Below are 21284 nucleotides of genomic sequence, written 5' to 3'. Positions count from 1 at the left end.
CTATGAAAGGTAAGTATGTTTTCAGGCGTATTTTATGGGGCTTGTTGTTCGTGTTTATGTTTTGGGGGAGTGTGTTTGCCCAACAGAAAAAACTAACAATTAATTTGAAGAATGGTTCATTTGCCCAGTTGACAGACCAAATCAAGAAACAGTCAGATTACACCTTTTTCTTTAACAATGCAATGGTTATGAACTTGAAGAAAATGACTATTCAGGTGAAAGAAGTTACGTTGGATTCTGTGTTGAATATTGCCTTGAAGGGTTCAGATCTTACCTATAAAATAAAGGACAAGACAGTTATATTATATGCAAAAGGAACTCCGGAGGCGGCTTCCAAAACGGTCAAGATCCAAGGACAGGTGAATGATGAAGAGGGGGCAGCATTACCGGGAGTAAATGTTTTTATCAAAGGAACAACGGTGGGTACCGTGACAGGAATAGACGGGAATTATTCATTGGTCGTACCTGACGTGATGGGTATGGAGGTCGTGTTTACCTTTATCGGTAAAAAGACAAAAGAGATTAAATATACGGGCGATCGTTTTATGAATGTCGTGTTGAAGGATAGTTATAACGAGATGGACGAAGTACAGGTAAGGGCCCGGGCAAATATTAACGAGATTGATGTGCGGGCTAAAACGGGGGTGGTGAATGAAGTGGATGTCCGGCGCATGAACAATAAACCCGTGTTGGATATAGCGCTTGCCCTACAAGGTATGGCTCCGGGATTAATTGTGACCAACAAAGGAGATTTGGGTAGTAAACCGGAAATTCGTATTCGCGGAACGTCTTCTTTGCGGGCGGGAGATGCGGCAAACGAACCTTTGTATGTTCTGGATGGTCAAGTGATTTCATCAGATGCTTTTTTAACTTTGAATCCCAATGATATAAAGGAGATTAAAGTGTTGAAAGATGCTGCGGCTTGTGCGCTGTATGGAATCAAGGCGGCAAACGGGGTGCTGGAAATCACCTCCCAACGAGGTACGGCCGGGAAAATGGTATATAATTATAGTTTCAGTGGGGGTGTGACTTTTCGGGGACGTCGGGGGGTAGATATGATGGATTCGAGAGAAAAGCTGGAATTAGAACGTCGACTGGAAAATACAGCAACTCCGGGGTATCGATACAGTGAAGATTACTATCGGAAATATCATGCGAATGATCCGAATTTGCAGAGTTTAATTGCCAGAGGGCAGCAAATACTGGATTCCTTGTCACGTATTAATACGGACTGGTTCAAAGAGTTATTGCGTAATAATTTCTATCAGGAACATAATTTGAGTGCGAGAGGGGGAACGGAACAAACCAGTTTTTATGCCTCTTTGAATTATTCGCAACAGGGAGGGCGTATTCCCGGAAACGATATTAAGCGGGTAACGGCACGGTTGAGCGTGGATCAGGAGATAACCCCAAAGTTGTATGCATCTTTGAGTGTCAATGGCGGGTATTCCCTCACGAACACGCCGAATGGTACGAGTTATTCTCCGACGGATTTAGTGTATCAGTTGAATCCTTATGAAACGAAAGATGTGAACTCGGAGTTGGTTTCCTTTCCGGGAAGAACGTACGCAGATTTGTTCAACCAATATAGTGAAGAATCATCAGATAAACGGGCCGGTGTTTCAGGAAGTATAAACTTTCGGGGAATCGAAGGGTTGGAGATTGCTGCCGTCGCAGGTATTGATTACGTGTTGTCGGAGAAACTGGGAATTACGCCTCCGACTGCGTATTCTGAAATTACAAGCGGTATTCCGGAGCGGGAACGGGGAAAATTGACAAAAGATAAAAATACTACTATGAATCTGTCTTCGAATGTACGTGTGACTTATAATCGGGCATTTGGAAAACATGATTTGACTTTGGGAGCGAATTTTGACTTTTATTCCGATCGCTATGATAATTTGGGAATTACAGGTTATGGATTGACTAAGAAGATGCAGTCCGCATCAGGTGTAAATCAATCAATAGAGGGTAACCGGAAACCATCATTCACTTCAAAGAATGAGAAGACGGCTCAGCTCGGTATAGGAGTTTTAGCCGGATATTCCTGGAATAATATCTATGATTTGTTCGGAACATATAAGAGTGATGCATCTTCCATATTACCTAGTGATAAACGTTGGAATTCCGCTTGGGCAGTCGGAGCCGGATGGTCGTTGAAGAATTATCCTTTTTTGCAGGATAATGGGGTATTGACTGAGTTGAAATTAAGAGCATCCTACGGTTGCACGGCAAGTTTACAGGGCGTCTCTCCTTCGTCGGCAGTGGCTACGTTTCAATATTCCGAGGATTCGTATGGGGACGATCAGTTGTTGTCATTGATGGGGTTGTATAATGCCGATTTAAAACCGGAACAGACCATTGATATTGATGCGGGAATTTCCCTGGGATTATGGAATCGGGTGACGCTGAATGCCGGATGGTATCGCCGTCGTACAAAAGATGCTTTGCTGGATGTACCTATCCCGGCCTCGAACGGGTTTACTACGTTGAAACGGAATATCGGTATTCTGGAAAATAGCGGTGTCGAGGGTGAATTGTATGTAAAAGTAGTGGACCGGAACAACTGGCGGATGTCCGGGCGTTTGAATCTTGCCTACAATCAGAATAAGGTCGTGGATTTGTATCACACGGACTGCCTGTACACGTCAGAGTATGATATGGTTCCTAGTTTTGAGGTTGGAAAATCGTATGATATGATATATGGTCCCGTGTCATTAGGGATTAATCCGATGACGGGGCTTCCGGTATTTCGGGGAGCTGATGGACAAGAGATTGCCGCGACGGAAAAACTGACACGAGAGGATATGGTTGCCTTGGGACATTCCACCCCGCCTTATTCCGGTAGCTTTTTTTACTCGGTGTCCTATGGTAACTTTGATCTGGATGTGGATTTTTACTTCGTGTTCGGAGGCAAGAAGGCGTACAGTTTTTCATACGTGCGAGAGGTAAGCGATGCTAATTATAATGCGATCAAAGGGCAGGTAGAGAATATGTGGTTTCAAGAAGGAGATGAAAATAAGATTTACCATCGTCCCTATTATTCCTCGGCAGCCGTGGATAATCTGAAATTGTATGCTAACAGCCGTACCGTGGGAAGTAGTGATTATTTGCGAATGTCTTCCTTGTCATTGAGATATAGATTGCCTTATTGGTTGATCGAGAAGACAAAGAATGTGATTCAATACGCGTCGGTTGCTTTTCAGGCATCCAATCTATTTACCTTGACCCGTTACAAGGAGTCAGACCCAGAATCCGGTTCGTTAGTGGGGACGCAACAACCGGTATTTACGTTGAATTTGAGTGTAAGTTTTTAATATATAAGATATGAATTGGAGGATAATAATTTGTGTGGTTGGCTTCCTGATGGGAGGTTGCTCACTTAATATACCGTTGGAAGATCAGTTTTCCGATCCGGATGCAATAACGGATGTTTTGTCGGCTCGTTCGTTGCTGGCATCTGCTTACGAGGGATTGCCTCAACACTTGTTCGAGTACTCGGTTCTATCGGATGATTTTTGTCCCACCCAACATTTAGACCGGGATGCCACGTTGAAAAATCTGTATGACTGGAGGGAGGTTGAAATGACGGATTTGGCGGGAACGTTATGGACCGAATATTACATGGTGGTGGCTGAGGTGAATGCTTTGTTGGCCCGGATGGATGGGGTGATCACGTTGAATGATACCGAAGTGGAGGAAAAGGAGAGGATTATTTGTGAGGCCAAGGGGTTGAAGGCATGGTGTTACTTTGATTTGTTACGCCTGTTTGCTCCTCGTTATGAGGGGAATGAGTCGAAGGACGGGATTATTTTGAAAGACCGGGTGGAGCTTGACTTTTTGCCTCGTTCATCCATGAAAGCTTGCGTGGAGGAAATTCGGAAATTACTTAAAGAGGCTAAAAGTGAGAAAAATACAATGAAGAATGTACATTGGCTATCCGATAAGAGTATTGCTTATTTACAGGTCGAATTAGAGTTGTATGCGGGTAATTATTCCGCCGTATTGGAACAGACGGAAGATTTGGAAACCGTGTATCCGGAAACGATGTTAGGAGCCGGAGCGTACGAGGCACTTTGGAGTGGCAATGGCTCGGTGGCTCGGATTTTCGCAAAATATCAATTGTCCCAGATTTATGAAGAGATTCGTTTTGAAACCTTCGACAAGGGGGATTATTTGGTACTGACGGATGAGGTACTATTTGAGGATGGGGACATTCGGAAAGAATGGTCGGAGGTGGAGTTTGTGATGCCGGATGCTCGTGAAGTTCGTTTACTGGGGAAATATAATAAAATGAACCGGGACGAGATTGCGAGTAAATACGTGAACATGGCACGGGTTGCCGGAATGTGGCTGATGCGTGCGGAGGCTTTAGCTCGTTCAGACCGAAGTGGTGATGCCGTGAGTCTGATGAACCGGATGATGGAACAACGGGGTGCTACTGCGTGGAATACGGAATTATCGGGTAATGAGTTAATAAATAAAATTCTGGAGGAACGTAAAAAAGAATTTGTGGGTGAAGGAGTCCGTTTTTTTGATATGAAACGGTGTGCTATTCCGGCCAAACGCTACGGTGTGTATGGTAAACAAGTGTCGGCTACGATTAAGTCAGACGACTATCGTTGGACCTTACCGATTCCGGCAAGTGAATATAGGTATAACACGTTGGTCAAACAGAATGAAGGATGGCCGGTTTTGGCTGTGTGAAGTATAGGTATAAATTATAAAAGTTTAGTTATGAGTACCATGGGAAAATTGCAAATCATGCTTTTATTGTTGATCGCCGCTTTTTCCGGTTGTTCGGAATCGGACGAGAGAGAATATATGGGGAAGAATTCGATATATATCAGAACAGAGGGAGATCCGGTAATATTGGCAATGGACAATGAGCCTTTGAAGGCGACGTTAATGTTGATACGTGCCTATGATAAAGACGTGTCTCTGGAAATTGACGTGAAATACCTAACGGAAGGGGTGGAAAACTTGGTGACCGTGAATCCTGCCGTTGTGACCATTCCGGCGGGAGAAAAGAGTGTGGATTTTGAAATTATCTCAAATGATAAGGAGGGTGTGGAGGATAAGGTATATTTGGAAATAGGAGTAAAATATCCATTGCCGGAAGCGGATATGGGGAAAGTGGAGGAGGTGTTGCGTGTTGTCGTGAAACCTTATATGGAGGCCGAGGATTTAACCGAAGAACAACAGGCATTGCTGGAAGGGTACAAGGCGAAAGGGTTGGATTTGAGTAAGTGGATAGGAGTGATCCCGGTAAGGGTGAGCGTGGAGGTACCACCTACGGATGGCTTGGAATCTTTAATTAACGGGATGAAGAAGGTGTATACCGGAAAGACCGTGATTACGTTGAGTGAAGACGCAACGGCTGAACAACCGATACTTAAAATGACGAATAATCCGATGGGTTTGACCGAGTTTATGTATGATATGTTGCGTAAGGAGACGGTTGAAAATGATATGTTTTGGTATTATGATCCTGGAGAGGGGATGGTAAATCCTTATATGGCAATGATGGAATTAATCGGGCTTTCTAAAACAACTTTGGAAACTTTTGAGATGACGTTGGATAATATCCGTGTTGATTTTCCCCAAAGTGGTGTATCAAATGTGGCGTTTCTGGGGGAAAGACCTGATATATGGGATGAAACAGAATTGATAACCATTGTTCCTTTTGCTTATGATTATTCTGCATGGAATCGTTTGAAAGAGATTCTGGATGCTGGAGATAATGAACTTGCACAAGAATATGTGGAGTATGGAGCCACTCTCGATCCTACCCAATATCTGTTCTATTCGGGAATAGATGAAGATTACTGGGAAGATGGTAATTGGATCGAACCCCAGGGAATATTGACAGGTAATAAGTTGACGTTCCAGTTTAATTTTGATCATTATAATGCCGGAGGATACAGCATTATTAGAGTAGAATACACTTTATCTGAGTAGTCGTATGAATATATTGAAATGCCTATTTACCGTATGTTTGCTAGGAATGTTTTTTTCGATAGTGGAAGGACAGAAACGTGTTCCTGCAAATGAATTGATTGCGTTACCGGAAGGTACCGTGTACAAACAGTTACCGAATGGATTGCATTATGTTATTAAACAAAATGATATGCCGGGGCATAAGGTTGAATTCCGTTTGATCCTGCGTGCCGGCTCGATCTTGCAGACCGAGAAGGAAGGTGGTGTGGCACACTTCCTTGAGCACATGGCTTTCAACGGGACTGAACATTTCCCGAATAAGGGAATCGTTGAATTTCTTGAGTCGTTGGGAGTGAAGTATGGATTTGGGATTAATGCTTTTACCGGATTTGACCGTACAATTTATATGTTTTCCATTCCGACAGACCGACCGGAAGATCTGGATCGGGGATTGTTGATATTGAAAGATTGGTTGACGGGCATTCAAATACGTCCGGAACAAGTTGAAAGGGAAAAAGGGGTGATATTGGAAGAGGCCCGCGGGTATGATACGGGTGATCCTTTTTACGATGTGAAAGTCGGGGGAACCCGTTATAGTGAACGAATGCCTTTGGGAACCCCGGAAGAGATAAAGAGTATGACCGCGGAGAAGCTGGAAAACTTCTATCGGAAATGGTATGTGCCCGAGCTGGCCACGATTGTCGTGGTTGGAGATTTGAATGTCGGGGAGATGGAGGAAAAGATCAAAGAATTGTTTGAAGGGATTCCTGCGGTAAAAACAACCGGGTACAAGGAATATCCTTTGGGGTACAAAGAGAAGGTGGCTTACCAGGAAATGCAGGATACGTTGATTAGTCGTTCGACATTAGAGTTAATATTACCAAAAGTTACTACCGTGCAATCAACTTACGGTGACCGTCTGAAAAAGATAAAAGAGAGTGTGTTGGTGTCGGCTGTCAATGCCCGCTTTAAGGCACAAGATTTACGGGTTTCGTTGTCCGACAACTGGTATCTGAGTGACAAAGACCATCTGGTGTTTTCCATCGACGGGGAGCATGGAACCGAGATAAAGGAAAAAATCGTGGAGGTCGTGAGTACCTTGAAACAAATTCGCGAACAAGGATTTTGTGAACCGGAATTGGCTCGGTTAAAAGAAAATGCCATAAAGCAATTAGGAAAGCTCTATACCGTTAAGAGTTCCGAACAATGGTGTGAGGATTTTGCAGACTTGGCAATTTCGGGCGAGCGTTACGTGACGGATACCTTACATAATGGTTGGCTCGCCACTCAAATACGCGCAATTGAAAGTAAGGAATTACAGACCTTGGCGGGTAAGTGGTTTGGGTGTTTATCTCACGTGCGTGCAGCCTATCATTATAACCCGTTGAAAGGAGAAAAGTTGACGGAAAAAGAAATTCAGGACTCTTGGGAGGAGGGAGAAAAAGTCTCTCGTGGCGTGTACGAGTATGTGGTGGTGGAAGAGGAAGAACAGGAGGAAGTGGATGTGCCTGAATTTTTAGTACGTAAGTTTACGCCTTCCCGGCAGTTGATTGTTTCGGAACGCATGATTGATGGGCTGGACGTGAAAGAAATTTGTCTGATGAATGGCGCACGGATTATTTTGAAACGGACGAAAGATGAGGATCGACAAATCACGTTAACCGCTTTTGCTAGGGGAGGAGCCTCGATACTGACTCCCGAGAATTACCCCTTGTTGGAAGGCGTGGCAGGTTATATGGAGATGGGGGGAATCGAGAAGATGGATTATGACTCGTATTGTGAAATGTTGGCACAGGAGGAAATGGCTTTTTCCGTAACGTTCGAACCTTATTGGCATGGGTGGATTGCCATGGCTCCGGCAGACAAGGTTACTGAATTATGCCATCTGGTGTATGAAAAGTGTTTTTATCCGGAAAAGCGGTATGAAGATTTTGAAGATGCCAAACAAGATATGTTGGCAAATGTGGGACAGGAAACGATGTTGTCGAAGATGTTGAAAAGTGCGCCGGACAGACAGATGGCGGCACGAATAGATCAGTTAATGGGTAATTCCTTGGCAACTGGAAAAATGGCCGAGAGTCGGGAAGAAATAGAGGCGCTGAATCTGGACGACATTGCTGACTTTTACAGGCAGTTGTACACAAATCCCAATGGATTAGTGTGTGTCGTTTGCGGGAATTTTGATATGAACGAGGTGGAACGTGATTTGGTCGCTGTTCTCGGTATGTTTCCTGCGCAAGAAAAAGTTAATAACTGGGTATTGCCGGAGTTTGATTACCCGAAAGGAGGTTTCCGGGAGATATTCCCGAATGAGAATGAAGGACAGACTATTTTTGATTATCTCTATTATGGGAACTACGAGGCAGGATTACGCAATTCTTTGATGCTGAAATTAGTGAGGGATGTTGTTCGCAATCGCTTGCTGAGCGTGTTACGGGAACAAGAGTCTTTGCTGTATTCTCCATATATGCTTTTATATTACAAAGGATTACCGCAGGCCGGATATTATTTTGATATTAATGCCTCGGTGGATACTAAAAATATGGAGAAGGTGGATCAGCTGTTGAAGGAAATTATCCGGGATGTACAGGAGAATGAAGTGGAAGAGAGTGAATTAGCTGCATTGCAACGCTCCTTTGTCGTGACTCGGCGTGAGGTGGTAAATGATTACGCTACCGCAGAGTGGAAGAAGTATTTGATGGGTGCTTTGCGGGATGGAGAGACGTTGGACGATCTGGCACGTTACGAGGAGATTCTGTATTCGATCACCCCGGCAGATCTGAAAGATGCCTGTCGGAAGTATCTGAATATGGAGAGATGTGGTGTTTTGTTAATGCAGGGCAAAGAATCGAAATAAAATATTTTCAAGTAGTAACGGAATAAATGATATAATATGAGGAGTTGTTTGACTATTTTACTAGTAATGTTGTTGGGTTTAACCAACTATGGTAAAGGACAGGAAAAGAAAGCTTACCGTTTGTTTGATGCGAAGGGAAAGGAAATCGAATATAAAGAGATGATGAAAGTGCTGAAGGCGCAGGATGTCGTGTTTATCGGTGAGGTTCATAATTGTGCCATAGCCCACTGGTTGGAATACGAGATGGTGAAGGACTTGCACGCTGCCCATAAAGACAAATTGACAATCGGGTTGGAAATGCTGGAGGCGGATAACCAGTTGATTGTAGATGAATATATTGAACGGTTGATTTCTTCCGATCGTTTTGAAGAGGAGGCCCGGTTGTGGCCCAATTATCTGACAGATTATGCACCTGTTGTCGGGTTAGGACGTGAACACGGGTTACGGGTGGTTGCGACGAACGTACCCCGGCGATATGCTAATATGGTGAAAAACGGGGGATTTGAGGCTTTGGAGAAATTATCGGGAGAGGCTAAAAAATATATCGCACCCCTGCCGATTGATTACGAGCCAGATGAAGAGGCCGCCGGGATGTTTGGTTTGATGATGATGACTTCGGGAAAACATACCGATCCGGAGAATGTAGCTAAAGCTCAAGCATTGAAAGATGCCACGATGGGATGGTTTATTGCCCAGAATTTGAAGTCCAAATTTGTACATCTGAATGGGAACTATCATTCGGATTTTAAGAAAGGCATCATCACCTATCTGAATAAATATCGTCCCGGTTTGAAGATTGCAACCGTATGCTCTGTGCGGCAGGATGATATAAAAAAATTAGGGGAAGAAAATGAAGGACGTGCGGATTTTTATATCTGTGTTCCAACTGATATGACCATGACATATTAGGATATTTCGAAAATTCTTCCTATCTTTGTACTAGAAAGTGAGACATGAATCCATATACATCCGGGAGGGATGCTGGTTTGTGTCTCTTTTTTTATGGGTGTGAGAGTGTCTAATCAAAGTAATTGGTGCATGGGAAGAATAAAAGAAAAAAGGCGAGTGGCGGCGGCGAGTCGGGGGCAGGTTCATCTGAATCCCTTGGGTATTGATGCGGCAATCAAGGCTTACAAGACGGCGGTTCTTGATAGCGAACGGATGCAGGAAAAGATCCGGGAATTGATCCGTATGGGTGATTTTTGCCGGGAGGTTTGCCGGGACGAGGAGGCTCTTGATGCTTACGAGCGTGCCCTCACGTGTTGTCGGGAGAACGAGAATAAGCGCTCCCCCCGTTTCTGGGAGGTGGCTTGTTATTGCGCATCCCGTGTGGATGAGTTATCGGCTCATCAGCGAAAAGATTGTTCGACAATGGTCAGTCTGGTTGACTTTTATGCAGATAATTTTGAGGGCGTGTCAAAAGCCTTTTGGCACACCCTCTAGTTTATAAAGTTTGTAAAGTTGAACCTTTGGTTCTGAAAGTTCATAAAGTCCGTTGAGCCTAGCGGGCATTTTCTCTACGGTAGCTTTGCTACCGATGAACCCGATCCGAAGGACTTCCGTTACCTTATGAACTTTATAAACCTTATAAACTTTTGATACTTCTTTAAATCAGGTCGTGTGGATTAATTTTCCAAAAAGAATTTCAAATCATCATCTGCGGTTGTGATCCCGGCAATACCGAATTTTTCCACGAGTACTTTCGCCACGTTTGGAGAAAGGAATCCGGGTAAGGTCGGTCCGAGGTGAATGTTCTTCACTCCGAGATAGAGCAAGGCTAACAACACGATGACAGCTTTCTGCTCGTACCAAGCGATGTTGTAAACGATAGGTAATTCATTAATGTCTTTTACCCCGAAAATTTCCTTCAGTTTCAAGGCAATAACTGCCAGCGAGTAGCTATCGTTACATTGTCCGGCGTCCAGTACTCTCGGAATACCGTTAATATCCCCAAGGGGTAGTTTGTTGTAACGGTACTTGGCACATCCCGCGGTAAGGATCACCGTGTCTTTCGGGAGTTTCTGGGCGAACTCGGTGTAATATTCCCGACCTTTCATCCGGCCGTCGCATCCTGCCATAACGAAGAATTTGCGGATAGCCCCGGACTTCACGGCTTCCACGACTTTGTCTGCCAGTGCGAACACTTGGTTGTGGGCGAATCCTCCAATGATACTTCCGGTTTCGATGGCCTCCGGTGCCGGGCATCTTTTAGCGTGTTCGATGATTTCACTGAAATCTTTCGGTTGTCCGGGCTTGCGCTCGATATGCTTGAACCCGGGGAAACCTGCCGATCCGGTCGTGTACACCCGGTCCTTGTAATTTGCGTCCGGATGCGGGGGAACGATGCAGTTCGTGGTAAATAGCATCGGGCCGTTGAAATGTTGGAATTCATACACTTGTCTCCACCACGAGTTACCGTAGTTTCCGGCGAAGTGTTTGTATTTCTTGAATGCCGGGTAGTAGTGTGCGGGTAGCATCTCGCTGTGGGTGTAGACGTCCACACCCGTACCTTCCGTCTGTTCCAAAAGTTCGTACAGGTCTCGCAGGTCGTGACCGCTGATTAGGATACCGGGATTTTTCCGCACGCCGATGTCCACTTTCGTGATTTCCGGGTTACCGTAAGTGTCCGTGTTGGCTTTATCAAGCAAGGCCATGGCATCAACGCCATTTTTACCACATTCAAGAACCATCTGCACGAGTTGGTCGGCAGAGAGAGGGAGCGTGGTGGCTACTAGTCCCCGGTCAATGAATTCGTAGATGGACGGGTTCTCGTGTCCGAGATTATAGGCGTGTTCCGTGTAAGCAGCCATTCCCTTCATCCCGTAGGTGAGCATCTCTCTCAAAGAACGGATGTCCTCGTTTTCGGTGGAGAGAACTCCCACGAATCCGGCTTTCGATTCCATTTCTTCCAACGTGTTGGCTGTCCAGAAGGCTCCCTCGAACGTGATCTTTTCGGGTTTCCCGCCTTTGTCGAGAAAGGCCTGTTTCAGTTGTTCCCGTAATTTGATAGCCTCTTTGATTTTTTCCACGAAACGTTGCTTGTCGAAGTTTGCGTTCGTGATGGTCATGAACAAGCCATCGAGAATAAAGCGATCTGCCGAGTGGTCAACGGCATCGAGGGCTCGGAGTTGTACCCGGTAGTGTGCGATTCCCTTTAGGATAAATAGTAGTAAGTCCTGTAAATTGGCTACATCCGATGTCTTTCCGCATACGCCGCGGACCGTGCATCCGGTTCCTTTTGCTGTTTCTTGGCATTGATAACAAAACATTTTTTCCATGGTCTAGTGTGTTTGATAAATAATTTCTTTAATTGTTTGTCGCGAATGTACGGGTGCGATAAAACAATAGTTGTAATATAAATTACAAACGTGAATTTAATTTTCAATAATTTATACGAGAGTGAATGAAAAAGGTTAAAAGTAAGATAAGGTGTTAAAGAAGAAAGTGATACATTTGTGTATCATTTAAAAGATAACAGAGCATGGATATAGCACGACTTTTCGATTGCCCTTTATGCACGGGAATTCCCGAACGGGAGAGGGAGCAGTTTATAGAAGGATTTGATTATAGCGTGAAGAGCTATATGAAAGGGGAAGTGGTTTTCTGGCAGGGAGACGTGTGCCGGTTCCTTTATATCTTGCTGGAGGGGGAAGTCGAGGCGGAAATGACGGATGATTCGGGGGCCATGTTGCGAATCGAGACGATCCGGGCGCCGAGAGCGCTTGCCCCGGCGTTCCTTTTTGCCGAGGACAATCATTTCCCGGTGACGGCCACCGTTTCGGAGAAGGCCGACGTGTTTATCGCCACGAAAGAATCCGTGTTCCGTCAGATGGGACGTTATGAAAGTTTCCTGCGTAATTTTCTGTCCGTGAATGCGAACCGGACAACTTTCCTTACCGGGCGTTTGCAGTTCCTGTCATTCAAGACGATCCGGGGAAAATTGATTCATTATATTCTGGAACTGGCCTTCCCCGATAAGAAAAAGGTGTTGTTGGGAAAGTCTCAGCAGGAATTGGCCGAATATTTCGGGGTGACCCGTCCGGCATTGGCCAAGGTGTTGTACGAGCTGGCTGACGAGGGGATGATTTCCGTGAATCGCCGGGAGATTATCATTTTGGATCGGGAGAAGATGCGGAGGGCCTTGAATTAGCCTGTCGTGCCGTCTTACCGGGGATGAAGGGGGAAGAGTTTGTCGGTTATTGTAAAAGGGTAATGTAAAATTAAACATTTTTTCGTCGTTTTCGTTAACACGATAACCGGGAGGATGATCATTCGGACATCTGTCTGGGGACATATCGTGAACTTAAATTGTGATAAAATGAGTCTTAAAGAACAATACTGGAGATATTCCCTCGTGGCAATTATTCTGTTGCTGGGAATTCTTATATTTTTTCAAATTCTGCCGTTTTTCAGTGGGATTCTGGGTGCCATGACGATTTATATTCTTTTGCGTAACCAGATGTTGTATTTGACGGAAAAGAAACGGATGAAACGTAGTATCATGGCTATTCTTCTGTTATGCGAGACGATTCTTTGTTTTCTTATCCCCCTGTCGATTGTCGTGTGGGTATTCGTGAACAAGTTACAGGCCATAAACCTGGACCCGCATAGCTTGATTGCCCCGGTGGAACATGTGGCAGAGCTGATCCGGGAAAAAGTAGGGTATGATCTTTTGAGCAAAGGGAATATAGATACGATATTGGCTGCCTTGCCAAAAATCGGTCAGTTTTTGATGGGAAGCATCAGTAGTTTTACCATTAACGTGGTGGTGCTGCTTTTCGTACTTTATTTCATGCTGATTGGTGGGCGGGATATGGAGGAGTACGTGAGCGAGATCCTTCCGTTTAATCAGCGGAATAAAAAGAATATATTACATGAGTTCAACATGATCGTGAAGTCGAATGCGATCGGGATTCCCCTGCTTGCCGTGATTCAAGGGGCTGTTGCCATGCTGGGATATTTTGTATTCGGGGCTCCGAGTCCCGTGTTGTGGGGATTCTTGTCCTGTTTTGCCACGATTATCCCAATTGTCGGGACTGCATTGATCTGGGCCCCGTTGGCGTTGTATATGGGAATGACGGGGCATTGGGGAATGGCGATCGGGTTGGCGGTCTACGCACTAGTCGTGATCTCGAATGTCGATAATCTGGTTCGGTTCATGTTGCAGAAGAAGATGGCGGACACTCACCCGTTGATTACGATTTTCGGGGTGGTCATCGGACTTTCCTTGTTTGGTTTCATGGGGGTGATCTTCGGACCTTTGCTCCTGTCGATATTTGTCTTTTGCGTGAACATTTTTAAAGTGGAATACTTGGAAGGGGAGGGACGGACGAGACCCAAGATATACAAGCCTTGATTCGTTTTGTTTACAGATGGTAATGAATGGAGTGTGCTATCCTTTTTTCGAGGTATTACAATCACAATCTCGTTTCTACTCTCGGCCAATAGCGTTACCCTGTTATCTCGTGGTGGGGGAATTGTGGGTGTGAAAGGGGGATATCTTCGATAACAATGGGTGTTGGGTGTTCTCCGTTTACTTCCGGAATGTCATTTCGTGATTGCGGGAGGATGTTTAGGGAAAGTTCGGGAATCACGGGGAAGCGTAAACCGTAATTTAGGTATGAATACCAGTAATTCGTGTACACGCAGGTTGGGAGTATTTGCTTATTTTTGCGATAGATTTAATTTTGAGTTGTATTTATGAGATTAATAAAAAGTTCAAGAAAGCGTATGGTACTATGGATTGTTCTGTCGATCGTGGTGGTTATGGCCATTGTCGGGATTGTTTTCGTGAATCAGCCAAGTTTCGGGAGAATTCCCCGGGGAGAACGGCTGGCAAGGATTGAACGTTCTCCGAATTACCGGGACGGGGCTTTCCGCAATATACATGAAACTCCTTTAATGACCTCGGACAAGGGGCGTTTACAGGGATTACTGGATTTCGTTTTTAAGGATAAGACCGGACTGCAACCGGACACGGCGTTGACTGTGGTGAAAACGGATTTACGGCAGATCAACCCGGAAGAGGACGTGCTGGTGTGGTTCGGACATTCATCTTATCTGGTTCAAGTGGATGGGAAACGGGTACTCGTGGACCCAGTGTTCTGCATGGCTTCCCCGGTTTCTTTTATTAACAAGCCGTTCAAGGGAACGGACGTTTATCATCCGGAGGATATGCCGGATATTGATTACCTTGTTATTTCCCATGATCATTGGGATCACCTGGATTATCATACCGTGCGGGCGTTGAAAGACCGGGTCGGGAAGGTGATTTGCGGTTTGGGTGTCGGCGAGCATTTCGAGTACTGGGGATTCGATAAGGAGCGTATTATCGAGTTGGACTGGGAGGATGAGGTTCGTTTAGATTCCGGCTTTGTCATGCATTGTCTGCCTGCCCGGCATTTTTCGGGGCGGGGACTTTCCGCCAATAAAACGCTGTGGGCCTCGTTCTTGCTTGAAACTCCTTCCCGGAAGATATATTTGGCAGGTGACGGCGGTTACGACACGCATTTTGCCCGGATCGGGGATTGCTTTCCGGGTATAGATTTGGCTATTCTTGAAAACGGACAGTATAACGAGGGGTGGAAGTATATCCACTTGATGCCTGATTACTTGACCCGGGCAGCCCTGGACCTGAAAGCGAAGAAGGTGATGACCGTGCATCATTCCAAGTACGCATTGGCCTATCATCGTTGGGACGAGCCGTTACGTAACGAGATGAACATGGCAAAGAACGACTCGTTACACGTGTTGATTCCTGTCATTGGCGAGGTCGTGAGGTGGGGGGAATAGTTCTTTACAAGTTAAGGTATTCTCTAAGAGCGTCTATATAGTCTTCCAAAGCCTTCCTGCCCGTGTCGGTCAGTTGGCATGAAGTGCGGGTCTTTTTCCCGACGAACTCTTTTTTCACTTGGATATACCCGGCAGTTTCGAGTTTTTCTAGTTGCACGCTTAGGTTCCCGGCAGTCGCATTCGTTTTCTCTTTCAAGTACACGAAATCCGCTGTCTCTACCGACAAGAGCAGGGAGACTATTGCCAGACGTAATTGAGAATGTAATAGCGGATCTAATTCTCTCATAGTTTTTCGGATTTATTGTTCAGAATATGTCCCGGTATGATCATCATGACAACAAATGACAGGCCAAAGTAGAGATTCCAGAGTATGGTGGCACTGTTATTTATCGTGTAACTCATCAGCATATATATGGCGAACACGAAACCCACAAACGGGAGGTAGAGCAAGCACTTCTCCCTGATGACCAATCCCGTGATTGCAGTCCCGATGCTTGCGTACAGGAGGCATAACGGGAGCATGAGCGTGAAATCACATCTTCCGACAATGAATGATAGAGCCAGCATGACCAGCACGGTTAACGAGAACAAGGTGCCTACTACTTGCCAGACTTTATTGACCATGCTGTCTGTGTAAGTGACGACGGTCGGGGTGTTCCTTTTTTCCTTGAACGCAAGGATAATTACCGGCAGGAACATGAGGAACCAGCCTGCCCACCACCAAGGGGCGTGGGTCATGCAGAGTGACGTGTAGATAATGATCGACAAGATGGCTGCCGTGTAGCCGTAGATGATGAAGTAATTTCCTTGATCTTTTGCGAGGTTCTTTCTGGTTGCTTGTATCATTTGAGAAATAAGTTCTAAACTTTCTTTCTCTGTAAACTTTTTTTCTTCCATGTTTGTTGCGTTTGGCGTTTGTAAAGTGGTTTGTTTTATAAACTATATTCTCAAAAAAGATAGCACTATTCTTTTTGTTGATGCAAATATAAATCAGTTTATTTTATAAACCAAATGATTTAGTGAATTTTATTCCTTCACGTGGATATTATTTTTTATTTTTGCTTGTAAATATATTGGAGGACGGTATTATGGTAAAACAGGATTATCTCGTGCGCATGATTCAAGAAATTATTTCTGCAATCGCTAGGGCTATATTGAATAAGAAGAAGATTCGCCAGCAGGATCGGGACGAGTATGACTTGTTGACGCAGCAAATGTTGGGATTTCCCGTGAAGGAGCTGACCACGATGGATGTACAGGAACTGATTGACCGATATGCCAACGAGGAAGACAGGATTGGTAAGATTGAACTTGCGTCCGTGTACCTGTTGAGATTTTCGGAGGAAGTGGAGGATGATATTTTGTTGAAGTCGAAACTGCGTCAGGATGGGATTCGTTTGCTTAAATATGTTCAGCAGGAAGATACAAACTTTTCAATACAACGGGATTGTCTGATCCGGATGTTGGAAACGAATCAGTAAAATTTGGGGTGTCGTTTGGGAATATCGGGATAATGTTCTACTTTTATAACTTGTCATTTGGATTGATTGTATAGAAAAGGTCGTGGTTGAAGGAAAGTACAAAAATAAAAAGTAGAAGAAATGATACAAATTCAACATTATGAATCTCCTTGTGGAGAGCTGATTCTTGGCTCTTTCGAAGGTAAGCTTTGTTTGTGTGACTGGATGTTTGAAAAACGCAGGGCATCTATTGATAAACGGATTCAGAAAGCGCTAGGGGCCGATTACGAAGAGGGTGTTTCTGACGTGATCCGGGAAACAATCATCCAGCTTGACGAATATTTTGCTCGTCAGAGGAAAACGTTTGATATTCCGCTCGTCTTTACGGGAACGGAGTTCCAGAATTCGGTGTGGCAGGAGTTGCTGGATATACCATACGGCAAAACGGTGTCTTATGGCGAGTTGGCTAAAAAGTTGGGAAACCCGAAAGCTGTTCGTGCCGTGGCTGCAGCTAATGGTGCGAATCCTATTTCGATTTTTGTTCCTTGTCATCGGGTGATTGGGGGTAACCATAAATTGGTCGGTTACGGGGGAGGCTTGGAGGCTAAAAAGGGATTGCTGGATTTGGAGATGGGGTGCAAAGTTTGTTGAATGGTATGCGGTAAAATCGTGCATAATAGCTATATTTGTGAAAATAAAGCTAGGGCATGGTGAAACAAAATGCAATTAAATTTTAATATCAGGAATAGAATATTTAGCGGTGATTCTTCGGAGTTACCGTTATTTTTATGTTCAGATGTTTATAGGTAATTAATTACCTATATTTGTAATATGATCAATATATGAGTTGAACGAGGCAAACAACGATATGTTGAATGAGGCGATGAAAATGCAACGGTGACTCGAATTAATGCAGTTGATCCTGACGGATATGCGGGAAGAGAGTAAAAATTGTGGGGTGTTGGAGTTTGTCACGTCACCAGTACAAGTAATGCCATTGGAGCCGTCATTGTTTTTGGTCATGGCGGTTGGGCGGCTTCATTTGTTCGTAAACAGGCTGTAATATGAAAGAGAAAATTGATGCGTTGAAAGAGACTTTTTTTATTACTGCCGAAATGGGCGGATCGCTATAATTATTTTGTTGAGCTGGGGGAATCTTTACCTGCAATGCCCGTGGCATTTCAAGTACCGGAGAACCGGATTGCTTGCAATTCGATGTTGTATTTCTACGTGTGCCATACTAAGACCTTTGCTATATATTTGTTTCTGCCAATGCCGTGATACTTGCTGGGTTGGCCGCTATGCTTTTTAACCTCTGCAACGGGGTATCACGGAAGGACATCCGGGATAATATGCCGTATCTACTTGCTACCTTAAAAGAATTGGGGTTGATTGATAATCTCACGCTGTCGAGGCGTGTGGCACTATTGACAATGGTTGAGAAAATAACGAATTCATAAAAAATGATTCAACGAATATTTTGTAATAAACAAATGTTTATCTATATTTGTAGTGTAAAAGTTTCTTTGAAATGTTTTCCTATGAAGAGCTAAAGGCTCGGATAGAACATGAGAAAAATAGTCTTAGGTTCTATGTTCTTTACTGGCATATTTTGAAAAAAGATATGTCGGAAGAGGAACTGGAGAGAATGATTGACTTTCATTTAGATCGTTTGATCGAACTACTCCGGTTGAAAGGTTAACAGGAAGCTCTCGAAAGAGGGCTTCCCAAAGAAACTTTACAATTTTAAATATTTTAGATATGGCAAGTTACAAAGAATTAAACGAGGAATTGGAACAAATGAAAGCGGAATTCTTGACTCTTCATTCCGAGGAAGAAGAGCGGGAATTTGGTGAGAAAATGGAACGATTTGTAGCTTCCAAAAGCCCGGAAGATCGTAAAATTCTCGCTCAAGCGTTTGTGAATGGTGCGAAGGAATCTTGTGAACGTGCGGAGAAATTATACGATGAAACGTTACGTGTTTATCTGGAAGGGATATATGAATCAATTTCGTGGTCTTATGTTGCTCGACACTATTTTGGAAAGAGTCGATCATGGTTGTGCCAGCGTATAAATGGGTTGAAGATTAGAAATAAAGAAGTACAATTTACCGAGAATGAAAAGAAGATATTATTAGATGCGTTACTTGATTTAAGTAATAACATTAAACGTACAGCTCTTGTTATAGGGCATCTCTGAAACTTTTACAACTTTAGAGGAAACCCGCCATTCTCGTGGCGGGTTTTTTAATAGTAAAGTTGCTACGATTTGTTTTGTAGATAATAGTAATTTTACTATCTTGGTATTGTTGGATAAATAAAACAGAGTTCTGTGAAAGTATTAGAGATATTGAGGAAACTCTATGAGGACGGTTGGCGGCTTGTACACTAGAGAGGCAGTCACCGACAATACAAGCACCCGACCAAACCGGGGAAGGTCACGGTAAACGGTAGATCGTCAGATGATATTACTGGAACGTTATTGAAAAGCAATCCGGGTTAGTTTTCTAACCCGAGTAAAAGAGAAAAGTTATGGAGAAAGTGAGAGTACAAGTAGCAAAAACACCGGAAGGTTATTGTGCGACGGTCGATATTCTTCCAGGTTTTATTGTTGCCGTCACGGGTGACTTTAGTGAACTAAAAAAAGAGTTATTTGAAAGTGTTGATTTTTACGTGGAATGTGCCAAAGCTGATGGAGATGTATATCCGGAAGTCTTGAATCAAGAATACGAATTTGAATACAAATTTGACGTGGAGAGTCTTTTGTTCTTCTACGAGAAAATATTGAGTAAGGCGGCATTGGAACGTTTAACCGGAATAAATCAAAAGCAACTTAGTCATTACGCTTGTGGACGTTCTAAGCCACGGCCGGCTCAAGCTCAAAAAATAGTGAATGCCCTGCATACATTGGGGCGGGATTTATTAGCTATCTCTGTCTAAGTTATCCAACTGAAGTGCATCCCAAAAGTTTTATGTCTAACTTTTGGGGTGCACTTCACTTTTTGGACAGCCCTTTGGTTGTAGGTTGTAAGCTAAAATACATCTTCGTGTGTTTCAATTAATGCATTTGCTTCTTGGATGTCATGAGGAGTGTAGATATCTGTTATGAGAATATTAGAATGACGTGCTTGGTCTCGCACGCTTAATTTATCAATATTTCTATCGCGTAATAAACTTGTTATTCCAGAATCTTTCAAACTGTAAAATTTGTATGAGTCTGGAAAATGAAGTTTTTTCCTGATTTCCCGGATCCAGTAGTCTCTAAATTTTTTTTCATTCACATATTCGAATCCGGGCATAAAATCAGTTGAAAATAGATAGGAGTCACTTGGGTTATTAAAAATATTTAGATCAACCATTAGAAGTAAAACCTTCTTGGGGAGGGTTACGACTCCAGCCTCCCTGTTTTTGGCAATGTCTGCTGGAACAAAAATGGTCCGATTCTTTATAGAAATGTGTTCTAATTTTATTTTTGCCATTTCTTTAGGTCGAATAAAGCAATAATACAATATATAACAAGCTAGTAGATAATATTTATTTTGTGTTTTAAGATAATCACTTAGGCGGATTAGATCATTTTTCTCGATTATAGTACGCTTTTTCTTGTGTGCTTTTTTACCTAGTACCGGGATTCCTTCTGTCGGTTTGACATTAACATACTGTTGTTGTAGCAAGAAGGTTGAGAACTGTCGTAACCATGATAAATAATTATCACGAGTTTGGGCTGTATTCTCTCTGTCGATATAAATATGATCTAAAAAAGCAACAACATAAGCAGAATTCAACTGATAAATATATGTGATAGGTATATCTCGTTGCTCGTTATATTGGCGTAGATTTCGTAAAAATGAAGAGTAGGCAACAAATGTCTCTTCTCTGAACACATCATCTTTATATAATTTGGTGATGTATCGTTTGTAGTGTTCGCATACCTCTTCAAATTTGTTATAAGATTTGCCGTACTCGGCTTCAATCCAAGGATTCCAGCCTTGAGATAATTGTTCGTTTAGTCTCTTAAGAAGATCTTGAGCGTATTTTCGTTTTGCGCATACCCCTCCATGCACGTGATTAATTTTTATCCGTTTCCGGTGAAGTTTCCCTAGTGCTGGATCAAAAGCCATGAACCCGATATACCATTCTTTTCCCGTGTAAAGTTGTGGGGGTGTGTAGGAAACGATCTCGTCAATTCGTGTTTTTTCGTGATTTGTCATTTTTTTTTGCTTACTCACATCTGTT

Annotated in this window: 20 protein-coding genes and 1 pseudogene; 17 read left to right on the top strand and 4 right to left on the bottom strand. The window is 43.6% G+C overall.

Going from position 1 to position 21284, the window contains the following annotated elements:
* The first annotated feature begins 2 nt into the window (after nt 1-2).
* From F1644_RS05375 to F1644_RS05350, 6 genes are all read left to right on the top strand, one after another.
* Nucleotides 3-3317: a SusC/RagA family TonB-linked outer membrane protein gene (locus tag F1644_RS05375; RefSeq protein ID WP_168044561.1), complete on the top strand. Its 3315-nt coding sequence runs from the start codon at nt 3-5 to the stop codon at nt 3315-3317.
* A gap of 10 nt (nt 3318-3327) precedes the next feature.
* The gene (locus tag F1644_RS05370) at nt 3328-4707 is read left to right on the top strand and encodes a RagB/SusD family nutrient uptake outer membrane protein (RefSeq protein WP_118305479.1); all 1380 of its coding nucleotides are present in this window, start codon (nt 3328-3330) and stop codon (nt 4705-4707) included.
* 30 nt (nt 4708-4737) lie between these two features.
* A complete protein-coding gene (locus F1644_RS05365) occupies nt 4738-5961 on the top strand; it encodes a DUF4929 family protein (protein WP_118305478.1) in 1224 nt (407 codons plus the stop codon).
* Nucleotides 5962-5965: 4 nt separating this feature from the next.
* On the top strand, nt 5966-8797 hold the full coding sequence (locus tag F1644_RS05360; protein WP_118305477.1) for a M16 family metallopeptidase: 2832 nt from the start codon (nt 5966-5968) through the stop codon (nt 8795-8797).
* A 36-nt stretch (nt 8798-8833) separates the two neighbouring features.
* On the top strand, nt 8834-9706 hold the full coding sequence (locus tag F1644_RS05355; RefSeq protein WP_118305476.1) for a ChaN family lipoprotein: 873 nt from the start codon (nt 8834-8836) through the stop codon (nt 9704-9706).
* A 129-nt stretch (nt 9707-9835) separates the two neighbouring features.
* Complete coding sequence (locus F1644_RS05350; RefSeq protein WP_087422022.1) at nt 9836-10240, top strand: hypothetical protein; 405 nt, start codon at nt 9836-9838, stop codon at nt 10238-10240.
* A 182-nt stretch (nt 10241-10422) separates the two neighbouring features.
* Here F1644_RS05350 and hcp read toward each other — a convergent pair whose 3' ends face one another.
* Nucleotides 10423-12066, bottom strand: a complete 1644-nt coding sequence (hcp, locus tag F1644_RS05345) for a hydroxylamine reductase (protein ID WP_087422233.1) — start codon at nt 12064-12066, stop codon at nt 10423-10425.
* A gap of 212 nt (nt 12067-12278) precedes the next feature.
* Here hcp and F1644_RS05340 point away from each other — a divergent pair, with 212 nt between their 5' ends.
* The 3 genes from F1644_RS05340 to F1644_RS05330 all read left to right on the top strand — a co-directional run bounded on the left by F1644_RS05340 (nt 12279) and on the right by F1644_RS05330 (nt 15589).
* The gene (locus tag F1644_RS05340; RefSeq protein WP_118305475.1) at nt 12279-12947 is read left to right on the top strand and encodes a Crp/Fnr family transcriptional regulator; all 669 of its coding nucleotides are present in this window, start codon (nt 12279-12281) and stop codon (nt 12945-12947) included.
* Between the two features lie 168 nt (nt 12948-13115).
* Nucleotides 13116-14153 carry an AI-2E family transporter gene (locus tag F1644_RS05335; protein WP_118305474.1) on the top strand — a complete coding sequence of 346 codons (1038 nt, stop codon included), beginning with the start codon at nt 13116-13118 and terminating at the stop codon, nt 14151-14153.
* A 374-nt stretch (nt 14154-14527) separates the two neighbouring features.
* Nucleotides 14528-15589, top strand: coding sequence for an MBL fold metallo-hydrolase (locus F1644_RS05330; RefSeq protein WP_118305473.1), 1062 nt, complete (start codon nt 14528-14530; stop codon nt 15587-15589).
* A gap of 4 nt (nt 15590-15593) precedes the next feature.
* Here F1644_RS05330 and F1644_RS05325 read toward each other — a convergent pair whose 3' ends face one another.
* Both F1644_RS05325 and F1644_RS05320 read right to left on the bottom strand, forming a co-directional pair.
* Nucleotides 15594-15875, bottom strand: a complete 282-nt coding sequence (locus F1644_RS05325; protein WP_087422026.1) for a winged helix-turn-helix domain-containing protein — start codon at nt 15873-15875, stop codon at nt 15594-15596.
* Nucleotides 15872-16486: a hypothetical protein gene (locus F1644_RS05320; RefSeq protein ID WP_087422027.1), complete on the bottom strand. Its 615-nt coding sequence runs from the start codon at nt 16484-16486 to the stop codon at nt 15872-15874. The genes F1644_RS05325 and F1644_RS05320 overlap by 4 nt, the downstream gene beginning before the upstream one ends.
* A 191-nt stretch (nt 16487-16677) precedes the next feature.
* Between F1644_RS05320 and F1644_RS05315 the strand changes: the two genes are divergently transcribed.
* The 8 genes and pseudogenes from F1644_RS05315 to F1644_RS05295 all read left to right on the top strand — a co-directional run bounded on the left by F1644_RS05315 (nt 16678) and on the right by F1644_RS05295 (nt 19988).
* Complete coding sequence (locus F1644_RS05315; RefSeq protein ID WP_118305494.1) at nt 16678-17070, top strand: hypothetical protein; 393 nt, start codon at nt 16678-16680, stop codon at nt 17068-17070.
* A gap of 120 nt (nt 17071-17190) precedes the next feature.
* Nucleotides 17191-17700, top strand: a complete 510-nt coding sequence (locus F1644_RS05310) for a methylated-DNA--[protein]-cysteine S-methyltransferase (RefSeq protein WP_118305472.1) — start codon at nt 17191-17193, stop codon at nt 17698-17700.
* Between the two features lie 456 nt (nt 17701-18156).
* Entirely contained in the window at nt 18157-18330 is a 174-nt protein-coding gene (locus tag F1644_RS22725; RefSeq protein ID WP_118305471.1) for a SufE family protein, read from the top strand.
* A complete protein-coding gene (locus F1644_RS22720; RefSeq protein WP_368660531.1) occupies nt 18306-18509 on the top strand; it encodes a SufE family protein in 204 nt (67 codons plus the stop codon). The genes F1644_RS22725 and F1644_RS22720 overlap by 25 nt, the downstream gene beginning before the upstream one ends.
* Before the next feature lie 71 nt (nt 18510-18580).
* Nucleotides 18581-18751 (top strand): diguanylate cyclase, encoded by a 171-nt coding sequence (locus F1644_RS05305; protein WP_117722722.1) that lies wholly within the window; start codon nt 18581-18583, stop codon nt 18749-18751.
* A gap of 59 nt (nt 18752-18810) precedes the next feature.
* Nucleotides 18811-19248, top strand: a complete 438-nt coding sequence (locus F1644_RS05300; protein ID WP_027200946.1) for a DUF5053 domain-containing protein — start codon at nt 18811-18813, stop codon at nt 19246-19248.
* Nucleotides 19249-19452: 204 nt separating this feature from the next.
* Nucleotides 19453-19551 (top strand): annotated as a pseudogene (locus F1644_RS22715) (type II toxin-antitoxin system HicA family toxin); the annotation flags it as partial.
* Nucleotides 19552-19580: 29 nt separating this feature from the next.
* On the top strand, nt 19581-19988 hold the full coding sequence (locus F1644_RS05295) for a helix-turn-helix domain-containing protein (protein WP_117722721.1): 408 nt from the start codon (nt 19581-19583) through the stop codon (nt 19986-19988).
* A 92-nt stretch (nt 19989-20080) separates the two neighbouring features.
* Here F1644_RS05295 and F1644_RS05290 read toward each other — a convergent pair whose 3' ends face one another.
* Nucleotides 20081-21259: a tyrosine-type recombinase/integrase gene (locus F1644_RS05290; protein ID WP_027200948.1), complete on the bottom strand. Its 1179-nt coding sequence runs from the start codon at nt 21257-21259 to the stop codon at nt 20081-20083.
* Nucleotides 21260-21284 lie beyond the last annotated feature (25 nt).

The sequence above is a fragment of the Butyricimonas paravirosa genome (assembly GCF_032878955.1).
In the GTDB taxonomy this organism is placed as follows: Bacteria; Bacteroidota; Bacteroidia; order Bacteroidales; family Marinifilaceae; genus Butyricimonas; species Butyricimonas paravirosa.
Note: the sequence above shows the minus strand (reverse complement) of the source record. Positions and strands in the feature narration are given on the sequence as shown.